Annotated in this window: 16 protein-coding genes; 4 read left to right on the top strand and 12 right to left on the bottom strand. The window is 72.7% G+C overall.

The window, feature by feature from the left end; translation table 11 throughout:
* The first annotated feature begins 47 nt into the window (after positions 1 to 47).
* Positions 48 to 2,783, top strand: coding sequence for a DUF5585 domain-containing protein (locus tag ACZZY9_RS07605; RefSeq protein ID WP_463463636.1), 2,736 nt, complete (start codon positions 48 to 50; stop codon positions 2,781 to 2,783).
* A 133-nt stretch (positions 2,784 to 2,916) separates the two neighbouring features.
* Here the strand turns inward: ACZZY9_RS07605 and ACZZY9_RS07610 are convergent, their stop codons facing one another.
* Complete coding sequence (locus ACZZY9_RS07610; protein ID WP_463463637.1) at positions 2,917 to 4,014, bottom strand: LCP family protein; 1,098 nt, start codon at positions 4,012 to 4,014, stop codon at positions 2,917 to 2,919.
* Positions 4,011 to 4,934 carry a DsbA family protein gene (locus ACZZY9_RS07615; protein WP_463463638.1) on the bottom strand — a complete coding sequence of 308 codons (924 nt, stop codon included), beginning with the start codon at positions 4,932 to 4,934 and terminating at the stop codon, positions 4,011 to 4,013. Before ACZZY9_RS07615 ends, ACZZY9_RS07610 begins: the two co-directional genes overlap by 4 nt.
* A gap of 126 nt (positions 4,935 to 5,060) precedes the next feature.
* Between ACZZY9_RS07615 and ACZZY9_RS07620 the strand changes: the two genes are divergently transcribed.
* Complete coding sequence (locus tag ACZZY9_RS07620) at positions 5,061 to 6,371, top strand: GNAT family N-acetyltransferase (RefSeq protein ID WP_463463639.1); 1,311 nt, start codon at positions 5,061 to 5,063, stop codon at positions 6,369 to 6,371.
* 174 nt (positions 6,372 to 6,545) lie between these two features.
* Here ACZZY9_RS07620 and ACZZY9_RS07625 read toward each other — a convergent pair whose 3' ends face one another.
* From ACZZY9_RS07625 to ACZZY9_RS07650, 6 genes are read right to left on the bottom strand one after another with little or no spacing between them, the layout of a single operon-like run.
* Entirely contained in the window at positions 6,546 to 7,736 is a 1,191-nt protein-coding gene (locus ACZZY9_RS07625; protein ID WP_463463640.1) for a glycoside hydrolase family 1 protein, read from the bottom strand.
* Between the two features lie 51 nt (positions 7,737 to 7,787).
* Positions 7,788 to 8,681, bottom strand: coding sequence for an alpha/beta fold hydrolase (locus ACZZY9_RS07630; protein WP_463463641.1), 894 nt, complete (start codon positions 8,679 to 8,681; stop codon positions 7,788 to 7,790).
* A complete protein-coding gene (locus tag ACZZY9_RS07635) occupies positions 8,678 to 10,444 on the bottom strand; it encodes an ABC transporter ATP-binding protein (protein ID WP_463463642.1) in 1,767 nt (588 codons plus the stop codon). Before ACZZY9_RS07635 ends, ACZZY9_RS07630 begins: the two co-directional genes overlap by 4 nt.
* Positions 10,441 to 11,397, bottom strand: coding sequence for an ABC transporter permease (locus tag ACZZY9_RS07640; RefSeq protein ID WP_463463643.1), 957 nt, complete (start codon positions 11,395 to 11,397; stop codon positions 10,441 to 10,443). Before ACZZY9_RS07640 ends, ACZZY9_RS07635 begins: the two co-directional genes overlap by 4 nt.
* Positions 11,394 to 12,374, bottom strand: coding sequence for an ABC transporter permease (locus ACZZY9_RS07645; RefSeq protein ID WP_192061607.1), 981 nt, complete (start codon positions 12,372 to 12,374; stop codon positions 11,394 to 11,396). Before ACZZY9_RS07645 ends, ACZZY9_RS07640 begins: the two co-directional genes overlap by 4 nt.
* Complete coding sequence (locus ACZZY9_RS07650; RefSeq protein ID WP_463463644.1) at positions 12,371 to 14,038, bottom strand: ABC transporter substrate-binding protein; 1,668 nt, start codon at positions 14,036 to 14,038, stop codon at positions 12,371 to 12,373. The genes ACZZY9_RS07645 and ACZZY9_RS07650 overlap by 4 nt, the downstream gene beginning before the upstream one ends.
* A 315-nt stretch (positions 14,039 to 14,353) precedes the next feature.
* Between ACZZY9_RS07650 and ACZZY9_RS07655 the strand changes: the two genes are divergently transcribed.
* Positions 14,354 to 15,739: a globin domain-containing protein gene (locus tag ACZZY9_RS07655; RefSeq protein ID WP_463463645.1), complete on the top strand. Its 1,386-nt coding sequence runs from the start codon at positions 14,354 to 14,356 to the stop codon at positions 15,737 to 15,739.
* Positions 15,740 to 15,780: 41 nt separating this feature from the next.
* Here the strand turns inward: ACZZY9_RS07655 and ACZZY9_RS07660 are convergent, their stop codons facing one another.
* From ACZZY9_RS07660 to ACZZY9_RS07675, 4 genes are all read right to left on the bottom strand, one after another.
* On the bottom strand, positions 15,781 to 16,998 hold the full coding sequence (locus tag ACZZY9_RS07660) for a LacI family DNA-binding transcriptional regulator (protein ID WP_463463646.1): 1,218 nt from the start codon (positions 16,996 to 16,998) through the stop codon (positions 15,781 to 15,783).
* 118 nt (positions 16,999 to 17,116) lie between these two features.
* The gene (locus ACZZY9_RS07665) at positions 17,117 to 17,875 is read right to left on the bottom strand and encodes a transglycosylase family protein (protein WP_463463647.1); all 759 of its coding nucleotides are present in this window, start codon (positions 17,873 to 17,875) and stop codon (positions 17,117 to 17,119) included.
* A gap of 316 nt (positions 17,876 to 18,191) precedes the next feature.
* Positions 18,192 to 20,381: an acyltransferase family protein gene (locus ACZZY9_RS07670; protein WP_463463648.1), complete on the bottom strand. Its 2,190-nt coding sequence runs from the start codon at positions 20,379 to 20,381 to the stop codon at positions 18,192 to 18,194.
* A 95-nt stretch (positions 20,382 to 20,476) separates the two neighbouring features.
* Positions 20,477 to 23,059 (bottom strand): S8 family serine peptidase, encoded by a 2,583-nt coding sequence (locus ACZZY9_RS07675; RefSeq protein WP_463463649.1) that lies wholly within the window; start codon positions 23,057 to 23,059, stop codon positions 20,477 to 20,479.
* A gap of 175 nt (positions 23,060 to 23,234) precedes the next feature.
* Here ACZZY9_RS07675 and acs point away from each other — a divergent pair, with 175 nt between their 5' ends.
* On the top strand, positions 23,235 to 25,292 hold the full coding sequence (gene acs / locus ACZZY9_RS07680) for an acetate--CoA ligase (protein ID WP_463463650.1): 2,058 nt from the start codon (positions 23,235 to 23,237) through the stop codon (positions 25,290 to 25,292).
* Positions 25,293 to 25,382 lie beyond the last annotated feature (90 nt).

Consider the following 25,382-nt stretch of genomic DNA (forward strand, 5'->3'; position numbering starts at 1 on the left):
ACATGGCCGCCCCGATCGGTCTTCACCGTCCCCAGTCGAAAGAAGACATGTCCAAGATCATCACCGGGCTGGCCACTGCCGGTCTCGCGACCCTCGTCCTCGGGGCGACCACCCCGCTCTCGGCCGCGGCCGTCCCCGCGAACGGCGACCGGGCTGCTGCCGCCGTCGACGCGGAGGACCGCGCCACGGCCTCGCTCCCCACGCCGCAGGTCGCCTTCATCCAAGCTGAGGAGAGCGGTTCCCGACTCACCCTCGGCGGCCTCGCGCCCGACGCCGACTTCGTCCGAATCGACGTCGCGAACGGTATCAGCGGCGGAACGGTCGGGGTCTGGAACGGCCGCTTCACTCATTCGATCTCCGCGCAGGACGTCGGCAAGACCGCGACCATCCGCGCATACGACTACTCCTCGCGCAGCAGCTCCGCCGCCGAGGTCGCGCTCGGGCCGATGTCCGCCGAGGGCGAGGACGAGGCGCCCGGCACGCCCGTCATCCACGCCGTCAGCCAGTACGACGACGACCATCTCGTCATCGAGGGAACGATCACCCATCGCCCGGGCCTCTTCCACAAGACCGTGGTCTGGGCCGAGGGGTCGGGCATGTCGTTCGACTTCCCCTCCGAGAACGGCGCCTTCTCGTTGACGTTGCCGATCGCCCGTGCAGGTGAGGTCATCGACGTGACCGGCTCCTACGGGAGCCATGCGAGCGAAGCGGCCCAGGTCGAGCTCGTCCCCACCGAGCGCAACACCGCCTCCGAGGTCCACCCGCTCGAGGTCGCATCACCCACCGCGGGCGACGTGCTCGCGACCCCCGAGGCGACCTTCGCCGGCTCCGGCATCCCGAACTCGCGGATCGTCGTGACCCGCGACGAGAAGACGAACCGCACCTCCTCGACACTGTGCGAGACCCGCGTCTCGTCGCTGGGCGACTGGAGCTGCACCTCGACGGCACTCCCGGCCGGGAACTACGACACCGTCGTCACCGAGACACCGACCTGGGCCTCCGCCGCGAAGCAGACCGCGGGCACGGCGTTCGTCGTCGCCGACGACGCGGATGACGACGCCGCCGCCGGCTGGACGCCGAGTCAGCCGATGCTGTCGTCGGTCACCGAGAACGCGTCGGGGAGGATCGTCGTCCGGGTCATCGCCAACCGCGCGACCACGGCCGAGATCGTCGTCGGAGACCACGAGGAGACCGTGCGCGGCAGCAACGGACGCTTCACCTTCGTGCTCGACGGCTCGCTCGCCGGTGCGACCGCCACCGTCACCGGCATCCTGGGCGAGAACCGGGGCCGATCCCTCGAGATCCCCCTCACGCCGGTCGCCGCCCCCGAGCCATCTCCTCTCGCGGCACCTCGGATCCACGGGATCGTGGGCGATGCCGAGAACGGCTTCTATCTCGCGGGGACGACGTCGTACTTCGCCACCGAGTTCGACGTGCCGGGTGTGATCGTCCAGCACGAGGGGCGCTTCATCGGCGGCGCCGACACCACCTGGAACGGCGCGTTCATGATCCCCGTCGACGCCGAGTACGCGGGTGAGGAGCTCGACGTCATCACCGTCCGGGATCTGGCCATGTCGGACCGCACCACCGTCGTGGTCGAGCCCACCGAGGGATTGGACGCCTCCGACATCTTCCCGATCGACGTCACCTCGCCCGCCGAGGGCGAGACCATCCCCGCCGACACCGAGGTCTTCACCGGCACCGGGATCCCTGGATCGACCGTCGCCATCAGCAGCACGACCGAGACCTCCGCGACCCTCGCCGACGAACTCGGCAAGGCCGACGTGCTCGCCGACGGCAGCTGGAGCGTCGAACTCGACGCACCACTGTCCGCCGGTGACCACGAGATGACGGTCACGGAGACGCCGTACTGGAAGGACGCCGGCCTGGCCGTGTCGACCCGGTCCTTCACGGTCGCCGACGACTCCGAAGGCGGCGACGACGGCGAGGTCGCCGAGAAGCCCATCACGGTCACCGCACCCGTCGACGGCAGCACCTTCGCCGCGGGCAGCGTCGTGACCTTCACCGGCACCGCGACGCCGGGCGCCGACATCGCCGTGCGTCTCGGCTACGGCCTCGCGCCCGTCACGGGGACCGCGAACGCGTCCGGCGAGTGGACCGTCTCGCGCTGGCTCGGCAACGCTCCCTACACCGCGACCATCACCCAGTCGAAGGACGGCAAGCAGATCGGCGAGCGTCACACCGGCCCGACCATCACCCCGGCCGCGACGACCGCACCGATCGTCGTCACCGCACCCACCGACGGCAGCACCTTCGCCGCCGGCAGCGTCGTGACCTACACGGGCACGGCCACTCCGGAGGCCACCGTCTCGGTCCGCCTCGGCTACGGCCTAGCACCGCTGGTCGCCGACGCCGACGAGAACGGCGACTGGACCGTGTCGCGCTGGCTCGGCAACGCGCCCTACACCGCGACCATCACGCAGTCGAAGGACGGCAAGCAGATCGGCGGCGCGCACACCGGCCCGACGATCACTCCTGCCGCGACGACCGCACCGGTCGTCGTCACCGCACCCGTCGACGGCAGCACCTTCGCCGCGGGCAGCGTCGTGACGTTCACCGGCACCGCCACCCCGGGTGCCGACATCGCCGTGCACCTCGGCTACGGACTCGCGCCGCTGGTCGCCGAGGCCGACGAGAACGGGAACTGGAGCGTCTCGCGCTGGCTCGGCAACGCGCCCTACACCGCCAAGGTCATCCAGTCCAAGAACGGCACCCCGCTGACCGCCACCCACACCGGCCCGACCATCACCCCGGCCCGCTAAGACACGGCGGCGAACCGCCGAAAGGCGGCAGTCGCCTCGATGACACGACGAAGCCCCGGGGCGAGCATGCTGCTCGCCCCGGGGCTTCATCGTGCGCCGGGTGCGGACGTCGGACGACGGCGCCCGCACCCGATCAGGGCGCGGCGTCCGGCAGCGCCTCGTCGGACCGCAGGGCCTCCCGCACGCTCTCGAGACCCGCCGGGTCGATCGCGAGGTACGACTGCCCGTCGGCCGACGTGCCCCCGCCGGCGACCGGCAGGGTGACCGCGTGCAGGCTCGACGGCGTCAGCCCGCGCGAGCTCCAGCCGAGCTCGAGGAGGCGCGCCGGGGTCAACGACGCATCGACCGCCAGGTGGTCGGCCGTGACGCCGACGAACTCCGACACCCGGGCGGGGTCGGTCAGCGTGCCGCGGCTGACGACCCCCTGGGCAAGACCGGTCAGGAACGCCTGCTGGTTGCGGACCCGCTGGTGATCGGCGTCGGCGAACGAGTAGCGCTCGCGCACGAAGGCGAGGGCCGCGTCGCCGTCGAGGCGGTTCAGCCCCTGACGGAACTCGTGCGGACCCGCGGTGAAGGGCTGCTCGGAGTCGACGACGACCCCGCCCAGGGCGTCGGTCATGGCGCGGAAGCCCTCGAAGTCGATCTCGGCGACGTGGTCGACCCGCACCTCCAGCAGCTGCTCGACGGTCTGGACGGTGAGCGGGACGCCTCCCCAGCTGTAGGCGGCGTTGATCTTCGCCTCACCGTGACCCGGCACCTCGACCCACGAGTCGCGCATGATCGAGAGCACCTCGACGGACGAGCGGTCGGCCGGCAGCCGCACGAGCATGATCGTGTCGGAACGCCCGCTCTCGCCCTCGACCCGGGTGTCGGACCCGAGCAGGAGGACGTCGACCGCCCCGTCGTCGTCGGCCGCCGGGCGACCCTCGTACTCGGGGAGGGCGCCGGCGATCGTCGACGAGCGGTCGTCGAACGACGCCCCCAGACGGACCAGGTAGCCGGCGCCGACCACGGCGGCCAGGACGGGCACCCCCACGAGGACGGCGAGCGTGACGACGACCACGGCCAGCCGCCGCCGCCGACGCCGCTCGGCCTGTCGGCGGGCACCCCGCGACGGTGCGGGGTCGAGACCCAGCTCGGCGAGGCCGTCGACGCCGTCGCGGCCGGCGTCGGGGCCGGTGTCGCGGCCCGCGTCGACGCCCGATCGGGGCGCTCCGCCCGACGCGCTCATCGGACGCCGCCGGCGGTCTCGGCCGCGTAGGCCTCGCCCAGCGTCGACGCCACGAACTCCGGGAAGGACTGGATCTCGGGGTCGAACAGCTCCCCGTTGACGATCGCGGTGGGCGTCGACGTGATCGCCTCGACCGAGTCGTAGGGCAGGGGGCCGGCGAGCGCGCGGCTCGTGGCCGCGGTCACCCAGCCCGCGAAGCGCTGGTCGGCGACGCACTCGGCGACGGCCGAGGGATCGTCGAAGGGGTGGGCCTCGTCGACGATCCGAGCCAGACCCTCGATCGAGTGCCCCCGGCTGCCCGGGTCGGGCTGAGCGGCGAAGAGGGCCTGGTTGACCGCCCAGAACCCGTCGGGCTCGAGGTCGGCGACGCAGGCGGCCGAGGCGGCGGCCCGCGTGGCGTACCGCGAGCCCAGCGACGACCGGTCCGTGACGGACAGCGGGTGGATCTGCACGGTCGCCGCGCCGGATTCGACGAGACCCGTGAGGTAGTCGGCGTTGTCGAGCTCGAACTGCGCGCACCCCGGGCAGTGGTAGTCGACGTAGACCGCGATGTCCGCCACGTCGGAGGCCCCGGGGGTCGGCGAGGCGTCGGGTTCGGCGTCGACGGCCCGGGCGGGCGAGCGTTCGGCGACGAGACCGGTGCCGATGCGGACGCCGTCCGCGGCGGTGTTGGCGGGGCCCGATCCCGTCGCCGACGAGGCCGACGCCACGAGCACCGCGGCCACGGTCGTCACCAGGGCGAGTGCGACCACCGCCGATCCGCCCTTCACCAGCGCGACCGTCGCGCGCTCCCGTCGACGGACCCGCCGCCGACCCTCCTCCGCCTTGATGCGAGCCGCGGCCCGCGCATCGCTGCGCGCATCGGGCCGCCCGTCCGTCCGCGCCCCATGGTCGTGTCGGGTGCCGTCGTCGTCGAGCATCCGCCCTCCTTCATCCTAGATAATTCCTCACATCATATTTCACCAGAGCGGTGCTGGCAATACGGGGGAACGATCCTCAGCCGCGGGGACGACGACAACGTCGGGGGCCAGCCCTAGGCTGACGCCGTGACTGCCTTCGACGACGACTACGACATCCGCACCTTCCCGGCCGCCCTGGCCCCCGAGTCCACCGACGACGAGCCGCGGGCCGATGCCGAGACGGCCCGCTGGATCCGTGCCGAGGCGCTCGGATTCCACGAGGCGGCCCCCGATGAGAACGCCGTCGGCCGCACGGCCCGGCGGCTCGCGGCCGACGGCCGCACCGAGACGGGCGTCTACCCGCGCGAGCCCCGCGACGGCTCCCTCGACGCCGAGGGCCAGCCGGTCGCGACGTTCGAGTCGTTCGTCAAGTCACTGAACGTCGGCGGCGGCCGTCTGCTCGACGCGCACCTGATCTCGGGTGTCACCGTCCAGCCGACCCACCGTCGCCGCGGGCTCCTCCGCCGCCTGATGACCGACGACCTGGCGCGCGCCAAGGGCGCCGGTCTCGCGGTCGCCGCGCTGACCGCGAGCGAAGGCTCCATCTACCGTCGCTTCGGGTTCGGGGTGGGGGTGCGCGAACGCACGATCGAGGTCGACCCGCGCCGCGCCTCCGGCCTGCTCGGCGACCCCGAGGGCAGCACCGAGCTCGTCTCGCGCGACACCCTCGTCGAGCTCGCGCCGGCGGTCTTCGCCCGGTACCACGCCCGCACTCCGGGCTCGATCGACCGGCACGAGGGTGCGTGGAACCGCCTGCTCGGGCGCGAGCGCCCCGACGGCACCCCCGACCCCGCGGTGCGCGGCGCGGTGCACCGCGACTCGTCCGGGGTGGTCGACGGCTACGTCGCGTACCGCCTCGAGGGCGCCGACGGGGCGCGCACCCTCGTCGTGCTCGATCTCGTCTCGGCCACCGACGACGCCTACCTCGGCCTCTGGCAGCTGCTGCTCTCCGTCGACCTCGTCGCGACCGTCCAGTACGCCGGTGCTCAGCAGAGCGATCCGCTCGGGCACGCCCTCGTCGACGGACGGGCCGTGCGGGTCACCCACGACGAGGACCACGTCTGGTTCCGGGTGCTCGACACCGTGGCGGCCCTGCAGGCGCGCCCCTGGGCGGCCGACGGGGTCGTGACGATCGCCGTGGGCGACTCGCTCGGGCACGCCGCCGGCACGTTCCGCGTCACGAGCGAGGGCGGCAGCGCCACCGTCAAGCGCGCCGCGGTGCGCCGGGCCGACATCGAGCTCGACGTGGCGACCCTCGGCTCGCTCTGGCTCGGCGGCGTCGACCCCGTGACCCTCGCCGCGGCGGGGCTCGTGCGCGAACGCCGCAAGGGCGCGGTGCAGACCGTGCGGGCGATGATCGCGGCCGATCGACCGCTGCACAGCATCACCCACTTCTGATCCCGGCTTCCGATCCGGCGTCGAGGGGTCACGACGCGCCGCCGAGCCCCGAGGCGGGCGGCATGTCGTGACCCCTCGAGGCGGAGACGCAGGAGGCGCGGGTCGGGTGACCCGCGCCTCCTGCGCCCTGGGATGGGGCACGACGCCGCCGCGGCACGCGACGACGCCGTGGTGTCACACGGCCGAGCTGCGCTCGAGGCCGTTGGCCTGCGCCACGCCGCCGTACCAGCGTGCGCTGGGCTTGGGGGTGCGCTCGAAGGTGTCGCGGTCCCAGCCGATCAACCCGAAGGTGGGGCGGAATCCGCTGGCCCACTCGTAGTTGTCGAGGGCGCTCCAGTGCTGGTAGCCGAGCACCTCGATGCCCTCCTCGATGGTGTCGTGGATGTGCTCGAGGGCGCCCTGCGTGTAGGCGATGCGGCGGCTGTCGTCGGCGGTGGCGATGCCGTTCTCGGTGACCATGACCGGCACGTGGCCGCTCAGCTCCCACGCGCTGCGGATGCCCTCGGCGGCTGCGGGCGGGTGGAACTCCCAGCCGGTGAGCGTCGTCTCGAGCCCCTCGGCGACGGGTCGCGGCCCCTCCGGTCCGACGAAGGTCTGCGTGTAGGCCTGCACCCCGACGAAGTCGTCGCCGGCCGCCATCTCGCTGTACCAGTCGTCGCGGATGTAGCCGTACTCGCGGGTCTTCTCGGCGGCGCCCGGCTCGTCGACGGGCTTGAACGCCTGGGTCGCGACCGTCCAGCCCGACTTCAGGCCGGCGACCTGCGACAGCACCTCGCGGCTGCGCTTGTGCGAGGCGAGCAGCGCGTCGGCCACCTCGAGGTCGGGGTTCGGCAGACCGTACGCGACCAGGTTCGAGGCGTCCTCTCCGCCGGCGAGCATCGCCGCGATGTTCGGCTCGTTGATCGTGCAGACGTAGCGGACGCCCTCGGCGACCACGGGCAGGGCGAGCTCGGTGTAGCGCGCGAAGAGGTCGGCGGCGTCGGGTGCGCGCCAGAAGCCGTCGCGCTCGAACCAGCGCGGCACGGTGAAGTGCATCAGCGTGACGATGGGCTCGATGCCGAACTCGTGGCAGGTCTCGACCATGCGGCGGTAGTGCGCGATCTGCGCCTTGCTGACGACGCCGCGCTCGGGCTCGATGCGGGCCCACTCGATGCTGAACCGGTAGCTGTTCAGCCCCAGCTCGGCGAGCAGGCGGATGTCGTCGCGGAACCGGTTGTAGCTGTCGGCCGCGTCACCGCTCGGCTCGACGATGGTCGTGCCGGGCGTGTGCTCGTGCACCCACCAGTTGGAGTTGACGTTGTTGCCCTCGATCTGGTGGGCCGCGGTCGCGGCGCCCCAGAGAAAGTTCTCGGGGAAGGTGAGCACGGAGTGCTCCTTTCGGTGATCGTGGAGGAGGAGCGGGTCAGGAGGCGCGGGTCAGGAGGCGCGGGTCGACCCCGGCACGGAGCCCCAGAAGTCGGCGAGCAGCGCCACGGTCGCCCCGGGCTGCTCGATCTGCGGCGAGTGCCACGCGCCGGCGACGATCTCGTAGCGGGCGCCGAGCCGGGAGGCCATGTCGCGCTGCCACGGGATCGGCCACGCGGCGTCCCATTCGCCGTGGGCGACGAGCACGGGCACGCCGGTGGCGGCGAGCGCCTCGGTCGTGTCGTCCGGCAGCTCGAGGATGCGCGCACCGCCGATCAGGCTGTGCGGGCTCGTCCGCCGCATGCGCATCCGCACGAACGCCAGCTCGGGGTCGAGGGCGGCGAGCTCGGCGTCGTCGAGGCCGAGCGTGATCGGGTTCGTCGAGTCGAACAGCGCGGCGCCGCCCTTCTCGGCGACGAGGTGCCGCTCGAGGTACTTGCGATCGGTCCAGCCGTGCGGGCCCGAGCAGAGCATCGTGTACGACGAGAACAGCTCGGGCGCCTGCAGCACGGCCGCGCGGCCGATCACTCCGCCGAGGCTGTGGCCGAGCAGGTGCACGGGGCGACCGTCTGCGAGCAGCGGGGCGATGCGCACGATGTCGCGCGCCTCCTCGTCCAGGGTGTGATCGTCGAGCGAAGGAGGCGCGACCGAGTCGGCCTGACCGCGTCGCGAGACCACGATCACCTCGAACCCGGCGTCGCGCAGCAGCGGCATCGTGACGCGGAAGTCCTCCTTCGAGCCGGTGTACCCGGGGACGACGAGCACGGTGCCGGCGGCGGGCCCGTCGGGCACCACGCGGTAGGCGCTCAGTCGACCCACCGGCAGGTCGATCGCCACCGTGTCGACCCCCTCGGCGACCGGCAGATCGCCGAACACGGGGTGCGGCGCGAAGTCGCGCAGGCTCATCGGAGCCCGCCTCGTGCGAGGGAGCGCCGCGGGTTCGGCACCGCGTCGAGCAGCTTGATCGTGTACGGATCCGTCGGCCGCTGCAGCACCTCGGCCGTGCCGCCCCGCTCGACCACGGCGCCCTGGTTGAGCACCATGATGTCGTCGGTGATCAGCCGCGCGCTGAGCAGGTCGTGGGTGATGTAGAGCAGCGAGACGCCCCACTGCTCGCGGAGGTCCTCGAGCAGGGCGAGCACGCCGGCCCGCAGCGACACGTCGAGCATCGAGACCGGCTCGTCGGCGATGATCACCTGCGGGTCGCTGGCCAGCGCCCGGGCGATGACGACGCGCTGCCGCTGACCGCCCGACAGCTGGTGCGGCAGCTTCGCGGCGAACTGCTCGACCGGCGTCAGACCGACGGTCTCGAGCAGTTCGAGCACCCGGCGCCGCGCCTCCTGACCGGTGAGGCCCGTGAAGTTCACGACAGGTCGGGTGAGCGTGTACTCGACGGTGTGCAGCGGGTTGAGGGCGGCGTAGGGGTCCTGGAAGACCATCTGCACGTCGCTGCGGAAGCTCCGCAGCGCGCGGCCCCGCAGCTTCGTCACGTCGGTGTCGCCGAACGTGACGCTGCCGCTGGTCGGGCGCTCGACGCCCGTCACGAGCTTGGCGATCGTGCTCTTGCCCGAACCGCTCTGACCGACGAGGGCCAGCGATCGACCCGGCTCGAGGCTGAACGAGACGTCGCGCACCGCGCGCACGGGCTCGTCGCCCCGCCGAGGAGGCGCGTAGGTCTTCGACACCCCGCTCACCACGATGGGCTGCTGCGCGATCCGCTGCCCGCGGGTCGACACGGTCGGCACCGAGGTGGTCGTGTCGACGCGGCGCTCGCCCCGCGCGTGACGGATCGAGCGGTCTTCGAAGCCGGGCAGCGAGACGACCTCGGCGCGCGGGTCGGCGTAGTGCGAGAGCAGCATGCGCGTGTAGTCGTCCTGCGGGTTCTCGAGCACGTCGGCGCTCGCACCGTCCTCGACGATGCGGCCCTCGTGCATGACCAGCACCCGCTGGGCGGACTCGAGCACGATGCCGAGGTCGTGACTGATCAGCACGGCCGTGAAGCCCTCGCTGCGCTGCAGCGCGATGATCGTGTCCATCACGGCGTGCTGCACCAGCACGTCGAGGGCCGTGGTCGGCTCGTCGAACACCATCAGCTGCGGCTCGAGCGAGAGCGCCAGGGCGATCGACACGCGCTGACGCATGCCGCCCGACAGCTCGCCGGGGAACCTCGCGAGCACACTCGGGTCGAGCTCGACCTTCGAGACGAGCTCGACGGCTCGGCTGTGCCACTGGTCGCGCGGCACGTGACCGTGGGCCTTGAAGACGTCGACGAAGTGGTTGCGGATGGTGCGCACCGGATTCAGCGCGTTCATGCCCGACTGCAGCACCATCGCGAAGCCGCCCTGCCGCTGCTGCCGCAGGGCCTCGGTGCCGAGCGACTGCACGTCGGCGCCGTCGAACAGGATGCTGCCGCCGTTGGTGCGGGCCGGCGGCTTCTGCAGCCGGGTGAGCGCGTAGCCGAGGGTCGACTTGCCCGACCCCGACTCGCCCACCAGCCCGACGAACTCGCCGCGCTTCAGCTGGAACGACACGTGGTCGACGGCCTGGACCGGCTCGGCCCCGGCGCTCTCGTACACGACGCTCAGATCGCGGACGTCGAGCAGCACGTCCGACGAGGCGGCGGAGGCGGTGGAGGCGGTGCGCTGGTTGGTAGGGTCCGTCGCGGTCATGCGCGCGCCTCCTTGGCCTTCTTGGCTCCGCCTTCGCGGAGGCGGGGGTTGCCGACGGCGTCGACACCGAAGTTGATCAGGGTGAGGCTCATCGCGAGCAGGGCGATGCAGAGACCCGGTGCGAACAGCAGGATCCACTGACCGGTCAGCAGGGCGTTCGAGTTCTGCGCCCAGTAGAGGATCGTGCCCCAGCTGACGATCGACGAGTCGCCGAGCCCGAGGAACTCGAGGCCCGCCTCGGCGAGGATCGCGCTGGTCGCGGCGCCGAAGAACGAGCCCGTGATCAGCGACGTCATGTTCGGCAGGATCTCGCGGAACACGATGCGCCCCGAGCTCTCGCCCGAGAAGCGGGCCGCCGTGACGAAGTCCCGCGAGCGCAGCGACTGCGTCTGACTGCGGAGCACCCGCGCGCCCCACGCCCAGCCGGTCACGACGATGACCGCCATGATGACCAGGATGCCGCCGTTCTGCAGGTAGGCCGCGATGACGATCATCAGCGGCAGACCCGGGATCACCAGGAACAGGTTGACGATGAAGCCCACGACGTCGCCGCCGAAGCCCTTCATGTAGCCCCAGCTGAGACCGATCGCGACGGCGATGACGGTCGACAGCACGCCGGCGACGACACCGACGAGCACGCTGATGCGGGCGCCGTAGATCAGCTGACTCAAGACGTCCTCACCGGCGGCGGTGGTGCCCATCCAGTGGGCCCAGCTCGCGTCGGCGCTGCGCTCGAAGCCGTTCTCGCTGCCGCCGTACGGGGCCAGCAGAGGGGCGAAGATCGCCGTCAGCACGAAGACGCCGAGGATGATCACGCCGATCTTCGCCTTGGGGTTCGACCAGATGGTCGCGGCCATGCGGCCGATGGTGAGCCAGCGACTGGGCGCCTTCTGCTCGGCGGGGCCGCTCGGCGGCGCGCCCTCGGGCAGGTGGACGGACACGGTGGAGGTCATCGGCGGGTCCTTGGGTCGAGCACGCCGTACAAGATGTCGACGAGGAAGTTGGCGACGAGCACGCTGACCGTGATCATCAGGAAGAGGGCCTGCATCAGCGGGTAGTCCTGGCCGATGACGGCGTTGAACAGCAGGTAGCCGATGCCGGGGTAGCCGAACACCTGCTCGACCAGGATCGAGCCGCCGACCACGCCGCCGAGCGCGAGACCGAAGCCGGTGAGGTTCGGCAGGATCGCGTTGCGGGCGGCGTAGCGCACGGCGACCGTGCGGCCCTTGAGGCCGTTCGCCTCGGCGAACGTGACGTAGTCGTCGCCGAGCGTCGAGATCATCGCGTTCCGCATGCCGAGGATCCAGCCGCCGAGACTGGTCAGGAGGATCGTGATGGCGGGCAGGACGGCGTGCAGCAGGGCGTCGCCGACGAACGCGGGCGTGAACCCGGGCGTCGTCGTGGCCCCGTAGGCGCCCGTGGTCGGGAACCAGTGCAGCACGTAGCCCAGGAAGAACAGCAGGAGGAGCGCCGTCCAGAAGTACGGGAACGTGCTCATGAAGCTGCCCGACAGGGTCGGCAGCGAGTCGAGCCAGGTGCCGCGCTTCCACGCGGCGGCCACGCCGATCAGGGTGCCGAGCACGAAGGCGATGATCGTGCAGACCCCGACGAGGATCAACGTGTACGGCAGCGCCTGGCCGACCAGGTGACCGACCGTCTCGGGGAAGAACGTGTAGCTCGTGCCGAAGTCGAGACGCACGACCTGTCCGAGGTAGCTGACGTACTGCTCGAGCACGTTGCCGCTCGGCACGCCGAGCTGGGCCTCGATCGCAGCCCGGGTCGCGTCGGTGACGGGCCCGTTCTGCGACAGCTTCGCGATGGCGGCGTCGGTCGGGCTGCCCGGCATCAGCCTCGGCAGGATGAAGTTCAGGGTGACCGCGGCCCACAGGGTGAGCACGAAGAGACCGAGTTTCTGGGCGGCGTACTTCACTGGTCTCCCCCGTCGTTCTGCACGCGCTTCAGCTTCGTGAAGATCAGCAGCGGTGCCTGGTCGTAGTTCTGCGGGGCCATGTACGGGTCCTCCGCGGTGGGCCAGCCGGTGAACTTGGCGTCGTTGAACAGACCCCAGAGCCCGCCGTAGTAGAGACCGATCACGGGCAGCTGGTCGTAGACGACGTTCTGCAGCTGGTACGAGAGCCGCTGCTGGTCGGCGGGGTCGGTCGAGGCCTTCCACTCGTCGAGCAGCTCGTCGACCGCGGGGTCGCTGAAGCGCTCGTAGTTGGCGGCCGTGGTCTCGCCGATCGGCGTCGCGAAGTCGCTGTTCAGCAGGTTGTTGAACGCCTGGTACACGTTGCCGTTGCCCATGCCGCCCATCGCCATGTCGAACTCGCCGTTCGCGATGGCCGACTGGTAGCCGGCCGGCTGGGGAGCCTGGATCTGCACGTCGATGCCGATCGCGCCCAACTGGCTCCGCACCTCCTGAACCGCCCGGAGCCAGTCGGTGTAGCCGTTGGCCGTGAGGATCGTGATCTTCAGCTGCTGACCGTCGGGGCCCACGAGCCGGTCGCCCTGCTGCGTGTAGCCCGACTCGGCGAAGGCCGCGAGGGCGCCGTCGACGTCCTGCTCGACGATGCCGTCGTTCGGGATCGAGGGGTCGAGGTCGTCCTCCTGGTTGGGCAGGATGAGCCCGGTCTGCCCGGCCGGCTCGAGGTAGCCCTCGGTGGCCGACTCGGCGATGGGACCTCGATCGAGCGCCAGCGCGATGCCGCGACGCACGTTGACGTCGTCGAAGGGCGCCTTGGTGAGGTTCGGCACGAGCCCGATCACACCACCCGGCGGGAACCAGAAGTGGTTGTCGGGGCTCGCCGCACCCCAGGTGCCCTCGACGTCGCTGATGAACGAGTACGACCAGTCGTAGCCGCGCGTGACGGTGTCGAGCTGGTTGTTCGTCGCCGGCAGGATGAGATGGCCGATCTCGATCTTCTCCGCCTGCCAGTACGACTCGTTCTTGTCCATCGAGTACTGCTGCGGCGAGTAGTTGCCGAGCGTGAACGGGCCGGTGCCGACCGGGTCGGGGTTGCGGAACGTGGTGGGGTCGTCGACGTCCTTCCACAGGTGCTCGGGCACGATCGTCGTCTGGCCGATGATCTCCATCGCCGGCACGTCGTCGGTCTGCAGGTGGAAGACCACGTGGTCGCCCCGGGTCTCGATGGTCTCGATGTGCTGCCAGGCGCCCTTGAGGTCGAGCGACGGATTCTCCTTGATGAGGTCGAACGTGTAGACCACGTCGGCCGGGGTCATCTCGGTGCCGTCGGACCACTCGACGCCGCTGCGGATCGTCATGTCGACGGTGCGTGCGTCGGGCAGCGTCGTCTCGCTCGCGAGCCACGGCGTGATCTCGTTGTCGAGCGGGTTGATCTCGAGCAGGGGCTCGTAGATCCACGTGGAGGCGGTGCGCTTGTTCGTGAGGAACGGGTTGAAGTTCCGCTCGAACTGCGGGTTGCCCTTGTCGGCGTTGATCAGCATCGTGTCGTCGCCGATCGTCGGATCGGGTTGGCTGCGGATCTGGATGCTGCAACCGGCCAGCAGGAGCGCGGCCGCCGTGGCGGCCGCCGCTGCTCGCACCAGCGCGCGGGGTCTTGACGTGTGCTTCATCGCCACGGTTCTCTCATTCGTCGTCGAGGTGAGTCTGATGAGTGTAAGCGCATACATGCGGCAACGGCAAGCGGATTCGCGGGGTGCGGCGGGTTCGTGTCATCGGCGGCGGGTCAGCGCTGACCCGCCGCCGACGACGGGAACCCGCCGAACCCGGTGCGGACGCGCGGCGGAGCACGGCGGACGCGCGGCGGAGCTCGGCGGACGCGGGCCCGGTCATTCGAGATCGAGAGAGTGCGCAGCCGGCCCTCACCTCGACCCGCCATCATCGAGAGCAGGCCGGGAGCCCGATCCCGCCGCCGAGGGAGGATGCCCATGGTCACCGCATCGCAGCTCGCCGCCCTCGCCCGCACCCTGCCCTCCGTCGAAGCCTCCGCCGACGCGATCGCCGCCGACTTCTACGATCGGCTGTTCGCGGCACGACCCGATCTGCTGCGCGACCGCTTCAACCGCGGCGAGCACGCCCAGGGCCGCCAGGCCCGCGAGCTCGCCCGCACCATCGTGGCGCTCGCCGAGGCGACCATCGACGCCGCTCCGGGCAGCGGGACGAGCAGCAGCGCCCGCGCCGCCGCGACCCTGCATCCGACGGCACGGCAGGCCGGCGCTCCCACGCTGGCCGGGTCGACGGCGGCCGAGATCACCTCGCGACTCGCTCAGCGCCATGCCGCGCTCGGCATCCGCCCGGGCGACTACGCCGTGTTCGAGACGTCTCTGCGGGAGGCGATGCGCGCCTCCCTGGCTTCGGACCACGACACCGCCGCCGACGAGGCATGGACCGCGCTCTACCGCCAGGTCACCGACGAGGTCGCGGCGACCGTGACCGATCTCTACGCGAAGGCCGACCTCGAACCCGACGAGGAGTGGCGCGAGGCCATCGTCACCGAGCACCGCATCGAGGCGGAGGACGTCGTGGCGCTGACCCTGGTCTCGGCGGACAGCGAGGCGCTGCCGCGGTACCGCGCGGGCCAGTTCGCGTCGGTCCAGGTCGAGCTGCCCGACGGCGCCCACCAGATCAGGCAGTACAGCCTGCGCGGCGGACACGACGAGCAGTGGCGGATCAGCGCGCGCGTCATCGACGGCGGCGGATTCGTGCCCGACGGCGAGGTGTCGCAGCACCTCCGGGACGCGATCGCGGTGGGCAGCATCGTGCGGGTGTCGCCGCCGATCGGCTCGCTCACCATCGACGAGCTGGACGACGCGCCCCTGCTGTTCGTCTCGGCCGGCATCGGGTGCACGCCCGTGCTCGGCATGCTCGACCACCTCTCGCGCACCGAGCCGGCGCGCCGCGTCACGGTGCTGCACTTCGAGCGGACACCCGAACGGCACGCCCACCGCGCCGAGCTCGAGGCGCTCGTGGCCGGCATGCCGAACGCGTCGCTGCGCGTCAGCTACACGCAGGGGAGCCTGAGTGCACTGGGGGCCGGGGCTGGGGGCGTGGGTGCTGCGGGTGCGGGTGCCGCGGGCGAGTTCGCCGGCGAGTCGATCGACGGCCCGGGCGCCTACCTCGACCCCATCGACCTCGGCACGGTCGCCCTCACGCCGCAGCACCGGGTGTTCCTCTGCGGGCCCGTGCCCTTCATGGCCATCGCCCGCGCCGCCCTGATCGAGCACGGCGTCGAGGCGGAACGGGTGCACTACTTCGTCTTCGGCCCCGACGACGGCAGCGTGACGGGCATCGACACCGGGCAGCGCCGGCGCTAGTCGGGGCCAGGAGGCGCGGGCCGAGGAGGCGCGGGCCGGACTCAGGAGGCGCGGCGCGAGCCCGGGAGGGGCGGGCAGCTCTCGCGGAGCAGGACCTCCACCGGCAGGGTGACGCGCTGCGGCGGCATCCCGGGGTCGGTCAGGCGCCGGACGATCGAGCGGACGGCGACGCGCCCCAGCTCGCCCATCGGCTGCCGCACCGTCGTGAGACGCGGAGTCGAGAAGCGACCGGCCTCGATGCCGTCGAAGCCCGTCACCCGCACCCGCCCGGGCACATCGACACCGGCCCGATCGAAGACGTCGAGCACCCCGAGCGCCGTCTGGTCGTTGGCGCACACGACGGCATCGGGCAGCGCGCGCCCGCCGACCGCGGGCCCGGCACCGGCACCGGCACCGGCACCGGCACCGTCAGAGCCCGACCCGAGGGCGAGCAGCGCCTCCGCGACCCGGCGCCCGCCGTCGCGGCTGAAGTCGCCGCGCTCGACGCGCACCCGCAGATCGGCCCCGCCCGCGGCCCGGCGTCCGGCGACGGCCTCGTCGAACCCGCGGTGCCGGTCGGCCTCGTCGGGCGAGTCGGAGGGGCCGGTCACGTAGACGACGTCGGCGACCCCGCGCCCGTCGAGCACGAAGGAGGTGAGGGCGCGCATGCCCGCGACGTTGTCGACGCTGACGTGATCGAGCTCGTCGCCCGGCCGCGAGTCGGCGAGGACGACCACGGGGATCCGCCGCGACACGTGCGCGAGCAGATCGGCCGGCACGGTCTGCGCCAGCACGGCGAGCCCGTCGACCCGCCCGGCGATGTCGTTGACGATCACCTCGCGACTCGACCCGCGACCGGCCGCGACCATCAGGGCGAACCCGCGCCGCCACGATTCGACCTCGGCACCGCGCAGCACCTCGTCGAAGTAGAGGTTGGCCGGGTTCGACCAGTGACCGCCGGTCGCGAGCGGCCCGGCGACCCGCGCCTCCCTGTCGTCCAGGAGGGGGATGCGACTCGAGTCGGTCAGCACCGCCCAGTCGGGTTCGGGCTCGTCGATGGCGTCGTGCCCCGGGAGGAACAGCCCGAGCACGCCGTGCCGCCGCCCGGCCAGCCCGCGGGCCGCACCACTCGGCACGTACCCGAGCGCGCGCACGGAGTCGAGCACCCGGGTGCGGGTCTCGGGGCGGACGTCGTCGGGTCGACGGAGCACCCGCGACACCGTCGCGATCGAGACGGCGGCGTGCGCGGCCACGTCGTAGACGGTGGGGGCCTTCGTCACGGAGTCCTTCTTCAGCTGGCGGTCCGCACCATCCTAGGCATGCGACGAGGAGGCGCGGGTCGCCCCGTGCCTCCTCGTCACGCCCTCGAGGGCGTCGGTCGCCTGCTCGGCTCAGCGCCTACTTCTCGGCGGGCAGCTGCAGCACCTGACCGACCGTGATCACGTTCGGGTCGGTGACGGTGTCGAGGTTCGCACCGGCCAGGGTGATCCAGCCGCCCTCGATGTCGAGGTCGGTGGCGATGAGGTCGAGGCTGTCGCCGGCCTCGACCGTGTAGGTCTCGCCGCTGGTCGGGACGGCGGCGATCTCGGGCACGACCGGCGCGGCGGGTGCCGCGGGCGCTGCCGCCTCGGCCGGGGTGGTCGTGGTCGACCCGGTGCTCGGCGCGGCGGCCTGGGGCGCCGGGGCGGCGGCGGGCGCCGGTGCCGGTGCCGGTGCGGGAGCCGGGGCGGCGGCGGGCGCGGGTGCCGCACCGCTGGTGCCGCTCAGTCCGAGCTGCGACGAGCACGAGGGCCAGGCGCCCCAGCCCTGCGAGGCGAGGACGCGCTCGGCGACGGCGATCTGCTCGCTCTTGCTGGCGTTCGCGGCCGACCCGGTGCCGCCGTTCGCGGCCCAGGTGCTGGGGCTGAACTGGAGCCCGCCCGAGTAGCCGTTCCCGGTGTCGATCGACCAGTTGCCGCCGCTCTCGCACTGCGCGAGGGCGTCCCAGGTGGCGACGTCGGCCGCGCTCGCAGGTGCTGCGGCGAGCCCGATGCCGGCGCCGGCGAGGGCGACGACGGCGGCCGTGCCGAGAAGACCGCGGGTCTTGCCGCGGCCGGTCTTGGTGCGGGCGGACCCGGCGTCGTGGGCGGAGGTGGTGGCGCGTGTGATTCGTGACATGTGTACGTGTGCTCCGTCGAGGTCACCCCGGCACGGCGCTGACGCGCTCGAACCGCTGCCCGCCTCTCACCAGATAGGTCGGATGGCGGCGACCACAGCCCGGGCAGCGGGGTGACGTGCGGTGCCGTCGTGACGCCCGCACGACGGCGGGATGTCTCGAGCCCCTGAGCGGGACAGCGGCCCACCGTAGTCACGAGGCCAGGGAGGGCCAAGCCCGACCGAGCGGTCCACCGGAGGCGCGGGTCGGGTTCTCCACAGGCCGATCCCGATGGCCATCGGCGACGGCCCCCGAACGTCAGTGTTCGCTGGGAATCGGTCACGGCGCCTCGCCGAAGCCGGTCACCCCGGCGGCCGCCAGGCTCTCGCCGAGCGCAGGAGCCATGTCGACGGCGAACGGCCCGGAGTAGTGCACGTAGTCGATCTTGACGACGGAGTCGCCGACGAAGGCCGGGCAGACGTTCTCGAGGCAGGTGAAGTCGCGGGCGTCGATCCACTGCTGATCGCGGGCGGCGACGATCTCGCCGATCGCCGCGGCCCGCTCGAGCCAGGGCCCGCCGACCCGGGTGATGCAGTCGACGGGCGACCCGCCGGGCCGGTAGCACTCGCGGACGTTCGCACCGGGCGGCGGGGGCGACAGATGGACCACCTGGCCGACGTGCGGCTCGATCCGGTCGAGGTACCGGGCGAGCCCGTCGGCGAGCTCGGCCACCGTGGCGTCACGCCCCGCGTCGGCCAGGGGCATGGGCTCGTAGGTGTTCTGCACCACGACGACGTCGGGCTTCGTCGCCTCGACGGCCTCGAGCGTCGCAGCCCGGTAGTCGGCGCAGTCCGCGGTGTCGTCGGTGTCCCATGCGAGGTCGACGAACGAGCAGGCGAACCCGACCCGCCCGACGACCCGCAGGTCGCTGTCGGGCGCCTCGGCGAGCGCGACGAACGAGTCGAGCTGGTGCGCCGCCGTCGAATCGCCGACCAGCATCACCGTCGTGCTGGCGTCGGCGGGCCCGAACGTGCAGCGCTCGACGGGGGCGAGTCTCGTGATGTCGCCGCAGGGCAGATTCGCGCCCCCGGGCACGACCCCGTCGACGGGCGGGTCGAGCTCGGGCCAGGTGGTCGTGGCGAGCGCCGCGGCCACCTGCTCGCGGAGGGCCGTGCCGGCCGGGCCCCCGGCCGGGGTGCCACCGGACTCGTCGACGCCACCCGCGCCTCCTGAGGGACCGTCGCCCTCGCCCGCGGCACCCGTGCCCGAGGAGCCCGACGAGCCGGTCGCACCCGCCGCGATCACCGGCGGCGCGGGCAGCGGGCGGACGTTGTCGGCCGCGAGGGCCACGACCGCGGCCGTGACGACGGCGAGCGCCCCGACCGCGGCCACTCGCTGATCGCGGCCCCGACCGGGTGTGCGAGGGCGGTCACCCCGACGCGGCCGGTCGCGGAGGCTCCACGACGCGGTCATGGCCGGCTTCTCGATGAGGTGGTGACAGACGACGGCGAGCGAGGACGCCGCGAGGTAGACGGCCGCCGTCGACTCGGGCGCGATCGACCGGATGACGACGAGCGCCGGGAAGTGCCACAGGTAGAGCGAGTAGCTGATGTCGCCGACGTAGCCGGCGACCCGGTTCGTCAGCACGACCGGCGATCGCGCGCCCGGCACCGAACCGCCCGCGAGGACGGCCAGGGTCGCCACCACGGGCACGACGGCCCACGGACCGGGGAACCCCCAGGCCTCGTCGATCATCGCCATCGAGGCGACGATGACCAGCAGCCCCAGCCACGACAGGAGGGTGCCCACCGCAGGAGGCGCGGCTCGCCAGACCCCGATCGTCACGGCCAGCAGCGCCCCCGCGCCCAGCTCCCATGCGCGGGTGAGCGTCGAGTAGTAGGCGAGCACCGGGGCGTCCGCCGTCTGGACGACCGCCCAGACGAAGGAGGCGGCGCACACCACCACGAGGACGGCCGCGAGCACCCCGCGCAGTCGCGGGGCCGAGATCGCGGCGACGAGCAGCACGACGAGGGGCCAGACGAGGTAGAACTGCTCTTCGACCGACAGCGACCAGAAGTGCCGGAAGGGCGAGATCGGCCCGTCGGCGGCGAAGTAGTCGGTGCCCTGCGCCGCCTCGTGCCAGTTGGCCAGGAAGACCGCCGACCAGCCGGCGTCGACGGCCGACGAGATCAGGCGGTTCGTGGACAGCAGACCCGCCACCGCCGCGAGGGTGACGACGAGCACGGCGAGCGCCGACGGCATCAGCCGCTTGACCCGACGGAGGTAGAAGCCGCGCATCGAGATGCGCCCCGTGCGGCCGTGCTCTCGGACCAGCAGACCGGTGATGAGGAACCCGGACAGCACGAAGAAGACGTCGACCCCGACGAAGCCGCCCCGGGGCCAGCCCGACACGTGCTCGACGACGACGGCCACCACGGCCACCGCCCGGAGGCCCTGGATGTCGAGACGTCTGCCACGGGGTTCTCGGCGGGCGGCGCGACCCGCGGGCGCGCTGCGATCTTGCGACATGGATCCTCCCGGGGTCGTCGACTCCTGGGAATGCTACATGCTTTTATGCCTCATGCCTGTGTGATCCATGGTCAGGCCACTGTTGTCCACAGGACCTAGCCGCGCCTCCGGCCGGGGAGGGATGATCGGGGCTCGCTGTGCACAGGGGCGACCGCGCGACGGCGGCGGCCGACGGCCAGGAGCACGAGGCCGGCCAGCACGAGGACCACGGCGGATCCGGCGGCGGGCGCGGCCTCGGAGCCCGTGAAGGCGAGCTCGGTCCGCCCGGGGCCCGCGAGCGGACGGGCGTCGCCGTCGCGCGCGCCGCCGGTCGCGGCCTCACTCCGCGGCCCGTCGCCGGCCGGCACCTCGGCACCTGGGGCGATGGGCCCGGCCGGGGGCGCGACGGGCGGATCGACGGCGAGTCCGGCCACCGCGAAGCCCACCGGCGCGCCCGGCGCCGAGACGCTGCCGTCGGCCCGCACCTGAGCGAGACCGGCCGCGACGTGGTCGCCCGGCGTCACCGACGAGAACTGCACGCTCCAGACGCCCGTCGCGTCGGCGAACGCGGCGGTCACGGTGAGGGCGGCATCCGGGTCGACGGGGGCCGGGGCGGGCTCGAGCCCGGCGATCAGGCGTTCGCGGGCGGCTTCCAGCGCCGCATCGACCGCGGAGTCGAAGACGACGCCCGCCTCGACGTCGCCCTCGGCGGGCAGGACGTCGGCGCTCGTACCGGCGAGACCGACGGCGACGCCGGCGCCGGGCAGCGCCGAACCGCTCACCGTGACGACGCCCGGTTCGACCGGGTCGCCCGCGACGGGGTCCGCGATCACCGGGCCCGCGAGCGGGTCGGCGACGACGACCTCGACCCGTGCGCTCTCGCCCAGGGCGCCCTCGACCACGAGCGTGGCCGGCCCGCTGGGCGTCGAGGGGCCGAACCGGGCGAGCGCATCGACCCGCCCGCCGTCGCCGGCCGTGCTCGAGGCGACGAGGCTGGGCACGCGCACTCCGGCCGCGCCGTCCCCGTCGCCGATCTCGAGCGAGATCCTGACGCTCTCGCCGGGTGCGAAGTCCGCTCCCAGCAGGCGGAAGGGCGCGCCGGCCTGGATGGTCCCGTCGGCGACGGCGGCGATCGGCCTGGAGCCGAGGCCATCCGTCACGGCCGCGAACGCGTCGACGAGACCGGCGCCGTAGAGCTCGGTGTCGCCGAGGTCGGTCGCCTGCGAGGTCAGCAGCGCCCGCAGCTTCGCCGGAGACGCGTCGGGGTGCGTCGTCGCGAGGAGTGCGGCGACGCCGGCCACGTGCGGCGACGCCATCGAGGTGCCGCTGTACACGTCGTAGCGCCCGCCGAAGACGGTGCTGAGGATCGCCGACCCGGGGGCGGCGATGTCGATCTCGCCCTCGCCGTAGTTCGAGAACGACGACTTCGCGACGCCGCCGTCGGGCTGCAGCGCGACCGAGGCCACGGTGACGACGCCGTCGACGCCGGCGGGCAGGTCGACGCAGCCCTGCGAGACGTCGCGATCCTCGATGATCCGCGGCCCCGACACGTAGTCGCCCGCGTCGTCGTAGACGCCGTCGTCGGGGCTCGTCGACTCGGTGGTCTTGTTCGCCAAGTCGTAGTCCTCGTTGCCGGCGGCGGCGATGTTCAGCACGCCCTGCTGCTGCGACCAGGCGACGGCCTTCTCGACGGCGTCGAGCGCGGGCTGCTGCTCGGGCTGCCCCTCGCACCAGAACGCCCAGGGGTCGACGTAGTAGCTGTTGTTCGTGACGTCCATGCCCTCGGCGGCGGCCCACATGAAGCCGCAGAGCGCGTACTCGGGGTAGATGAAGCCGTCGTGGTTCACCACCTTGACGCTGGCCAGCGTGACGCCCGGCGCGACGCCGGTGATGCCGTCGCCGTCGGCGTCCGCGGCGATCGTGCCGGCGACGTGCGTGCCGTGCGACTCGCTGTCGTCGACGGGCACCCAGGCCGCCTGGTCGCCGTCGGGGATGCCGTTCACCGAGCAGCCGACCGACGCCGCGGGGTCGACCTGCGACGCGAGGTCGGGGTGGTCGACGGCGATGCCGCTGTCGAGCACGCCGACCAGCACGTCGGCGTCGCCGGGCTCGATCGAGCGGGCTTCGGGGGCTCCGATCGCGTCCATGTCCCACTGCTGGGAGTCGAGCGGGGCCGCGGTGACGGCGGCCTCGGCGCGGGGCCGGTCGATGGACAGCGTGCCGCCCCGCCAGTCGGCCGCGACGGCGCCCTCGGTGACGGCCGCCTGACGCGTGGGACCGGCCGACTGCACCACCGAGGAGGCGCGGATCGCGTCCAGGAACCCGGTGGCGGTCGACTGCGCGGTCACCACCCCGATCTCGGGGTAGCTCATCAGCACGATGCCGCCGGCCGTCACGACGGCCGCCCGCGCCTCGGCCGTCGCGCCCTCGGTGGGGGCGACGTTGACGACATAGTTCATGAGCGCGCCGGGGGCGAGCGCCTCCGGAGCGAGCGCCTCCGCGGCGGGTGCCGATGCGTCCGAAGCGGGGGCCGTGTCGACGGCCGGGGCCGGCTCGACGGCCGGCGCAGGCTCGACGACCGGCGCAGGCGCGGGTGCCGGCTCCGCGGCGGAGGCCGCCGCCGGGGCGAGCACGAGCGCGCCGGCGAGCGCGAGGGCGGTGCCGAGGCGAACGCGCCCACGACCGGTCGGGTTGGTCACGTCTGCTCCTGTCGTCGCGCCAGGAGTCGTCGCGATCCGGCGCGGGCGCCGACCGACGTCCGGAACGGAGTCCTGCTCAGAGTAAGGCGCGCCGGGCGATTCCGCACGGCCCGCCGTGTTACGCCGGGTTGCCCGCCGCCCGCTGCCGCGCCGGTGCGACTCGTAGCATCGACGGATGGCGACGACCGACACCATCTCGAATCTCCTCGACGAGCGACGGACGTTCCCCGCGCCTCCCGGGCTCGCCGCGACTGCGAACGTCACCGCCGCCGAGCACGCCCGCGCGGCAGCGGACCCGGTCGCCTTCTGGGAGGAGCAGGCGCACCGCCTCGACTGGGAGACCCCGTGGCGCACGGCGCACACCTGGTCGCCGGTGGCCGAGGGCCCCGACGGCGAGCTGACCGTGCCCGAGGCCACCTGGTTCGCGGGCGGTCGTCTGAACGTCGCGGTCAACTGCGTCGACCGGCACGTCGCAGCCGGTCGGGGCGACAAGGTCGCGCTGCACGTCGAGGGCGAGCCGGGCGACCGCCGCGACATCACCTACGCGCAGCTGCAGCGCGAGGTCGTCAAGGCGGCGAACGGCCTGCGATCGCTCGGTGTGACGAAGGGCGACCGCGTGGTCGTCTACCTGCCGGTGATCGCCGAGACGATCGTCGTCACCCTCGCCATCGCGCGGATCGGCGCGATCCACTCGCTCGTCTTCGGCGGGTTCTCGGGCGAGGCGCTGAAGTTCCGGGTCGAAGACACGGGCGCGAAGCTGCTCGTGACCACCGACGGCCAGTTCCGCCGAGGAGGCGCGGTGCCGGTCAAGGCGAACGCCGACCACGCGGTCGGCGGCGACAACGGGATCGAGCACGTGCTCGTCGTCCGGCGCACGGGCGATCGGACCCCCGACCTGCCCTGGACGGACGGACGCGACCTCTGGTGGCACGACGTCGTCGACCCTCAGCCCGACACCGACTCCCCCGAGCACTTCGACGCCGAGACGCCGCTGTTCATCATGTACACCAGCGGCACGACCGGTCGCCCGAAGGGGCTCGTGCACACGAGCGGCGGCTACCTCACGGCCGCGAGCTACACGCACTGGGCGGTCTTCGACGCGAAGCCCGACGACGTCCACTGGTGCACGGCCGACCTCGCCTGGGTGACGGCCCACACGTACGAGATCTACGGACCGCTCTCGAACGGCCTCACACAGGTGATCTACGAGGGCACTCCCGACACCCCGCACCCCGCCCGGCACCTCGAGATCATCGAGCGGTACGGCGTGACGACGTACTACACGGCGCCGACCCTGGTGCGGACGCTGTCGTCGTGGTTCCCCGACGGACTCCCCGACACGTACGACATCTCGTCGCTGCGCCTCCTCGGCACGGTCGGCGAGGCCATCAACCCCGAGGCGTGGGTGTGGTTCCACGAGCAGTTCGGGCGCGGCGAGTGCCCCATCGTCGACACCTGGTGGCAGTCCGAGACGGGTGCGAGCGTCATGGCGCCTCTGCCGGGGGTCGACACGCTCAAGCCCGGCTCGTCGCTGCGGGCGCTGCCGGGCGTCTCGACGGCCGTCGTCGACGAGGCCGGGGCGCGCGTGCCGAACGGCGGGGGCGGCTACCTCGTCGTGCAGCAGACGCCGCCGTCGCTGGCCCGCACCGTCTGGGGCGACCCGGAGCGGTACCGCGACTCGTACTGGGCGAAGTACTGGCGTCAGGGCTGGTTCTTCTCGGGCGACGGCGCGAAGTACGACGCGGACGGCGACATCTGGGTGCTGGGCCGCGTCGACGACGTGATCAACGTGTCGGGTCACCGGCTGTCGACGATCGAGATCGAGTCGTCGCTGGTGGCGCACCCGCTGGTGGCCGAGGCCGCGGTCGTGGGGGTCGCCGACGAGCGCACCGGACAGGCCATCGCCGCGTTCGTGGTGCCGGCGGCGAGGCCCGCAGGAGGCGCGGTGCCCGACGCCGGGTCCGCTTCCGAACCGCAGGTCTGGGCTCCGCTCGCGGGGTCGCTGTCGAGCGTGCTGCGTGCCCACGTGGCCGACCAGATCGGCCCCATCGCCAAGCCCGCCACCGTGCTCGTCGTGCCCGATCTGCCGAAGACCCGCTCGGGCAAGATCATGCGCCGGCTGCTCGGCGACATCGTCGACGGCCGTCCCCTCGGCGACACGACGAGCCTGCAGGACGACACGGTGCCGGGCCGGGTGGCGGCGATCCTCGCCGAGGCGACCCGCGCCTCCTGACGCCCGCCCAGACCCCAGGAACTCGCTCGGACCCCGGTTCGCGCTCTGGGGTCCGAGCGGATTCCCGGGGTGTCGATCGAGGTGACTCGG

Source organism: Frigoribacterium sp. AC394 (assembly GCF_979258095.1).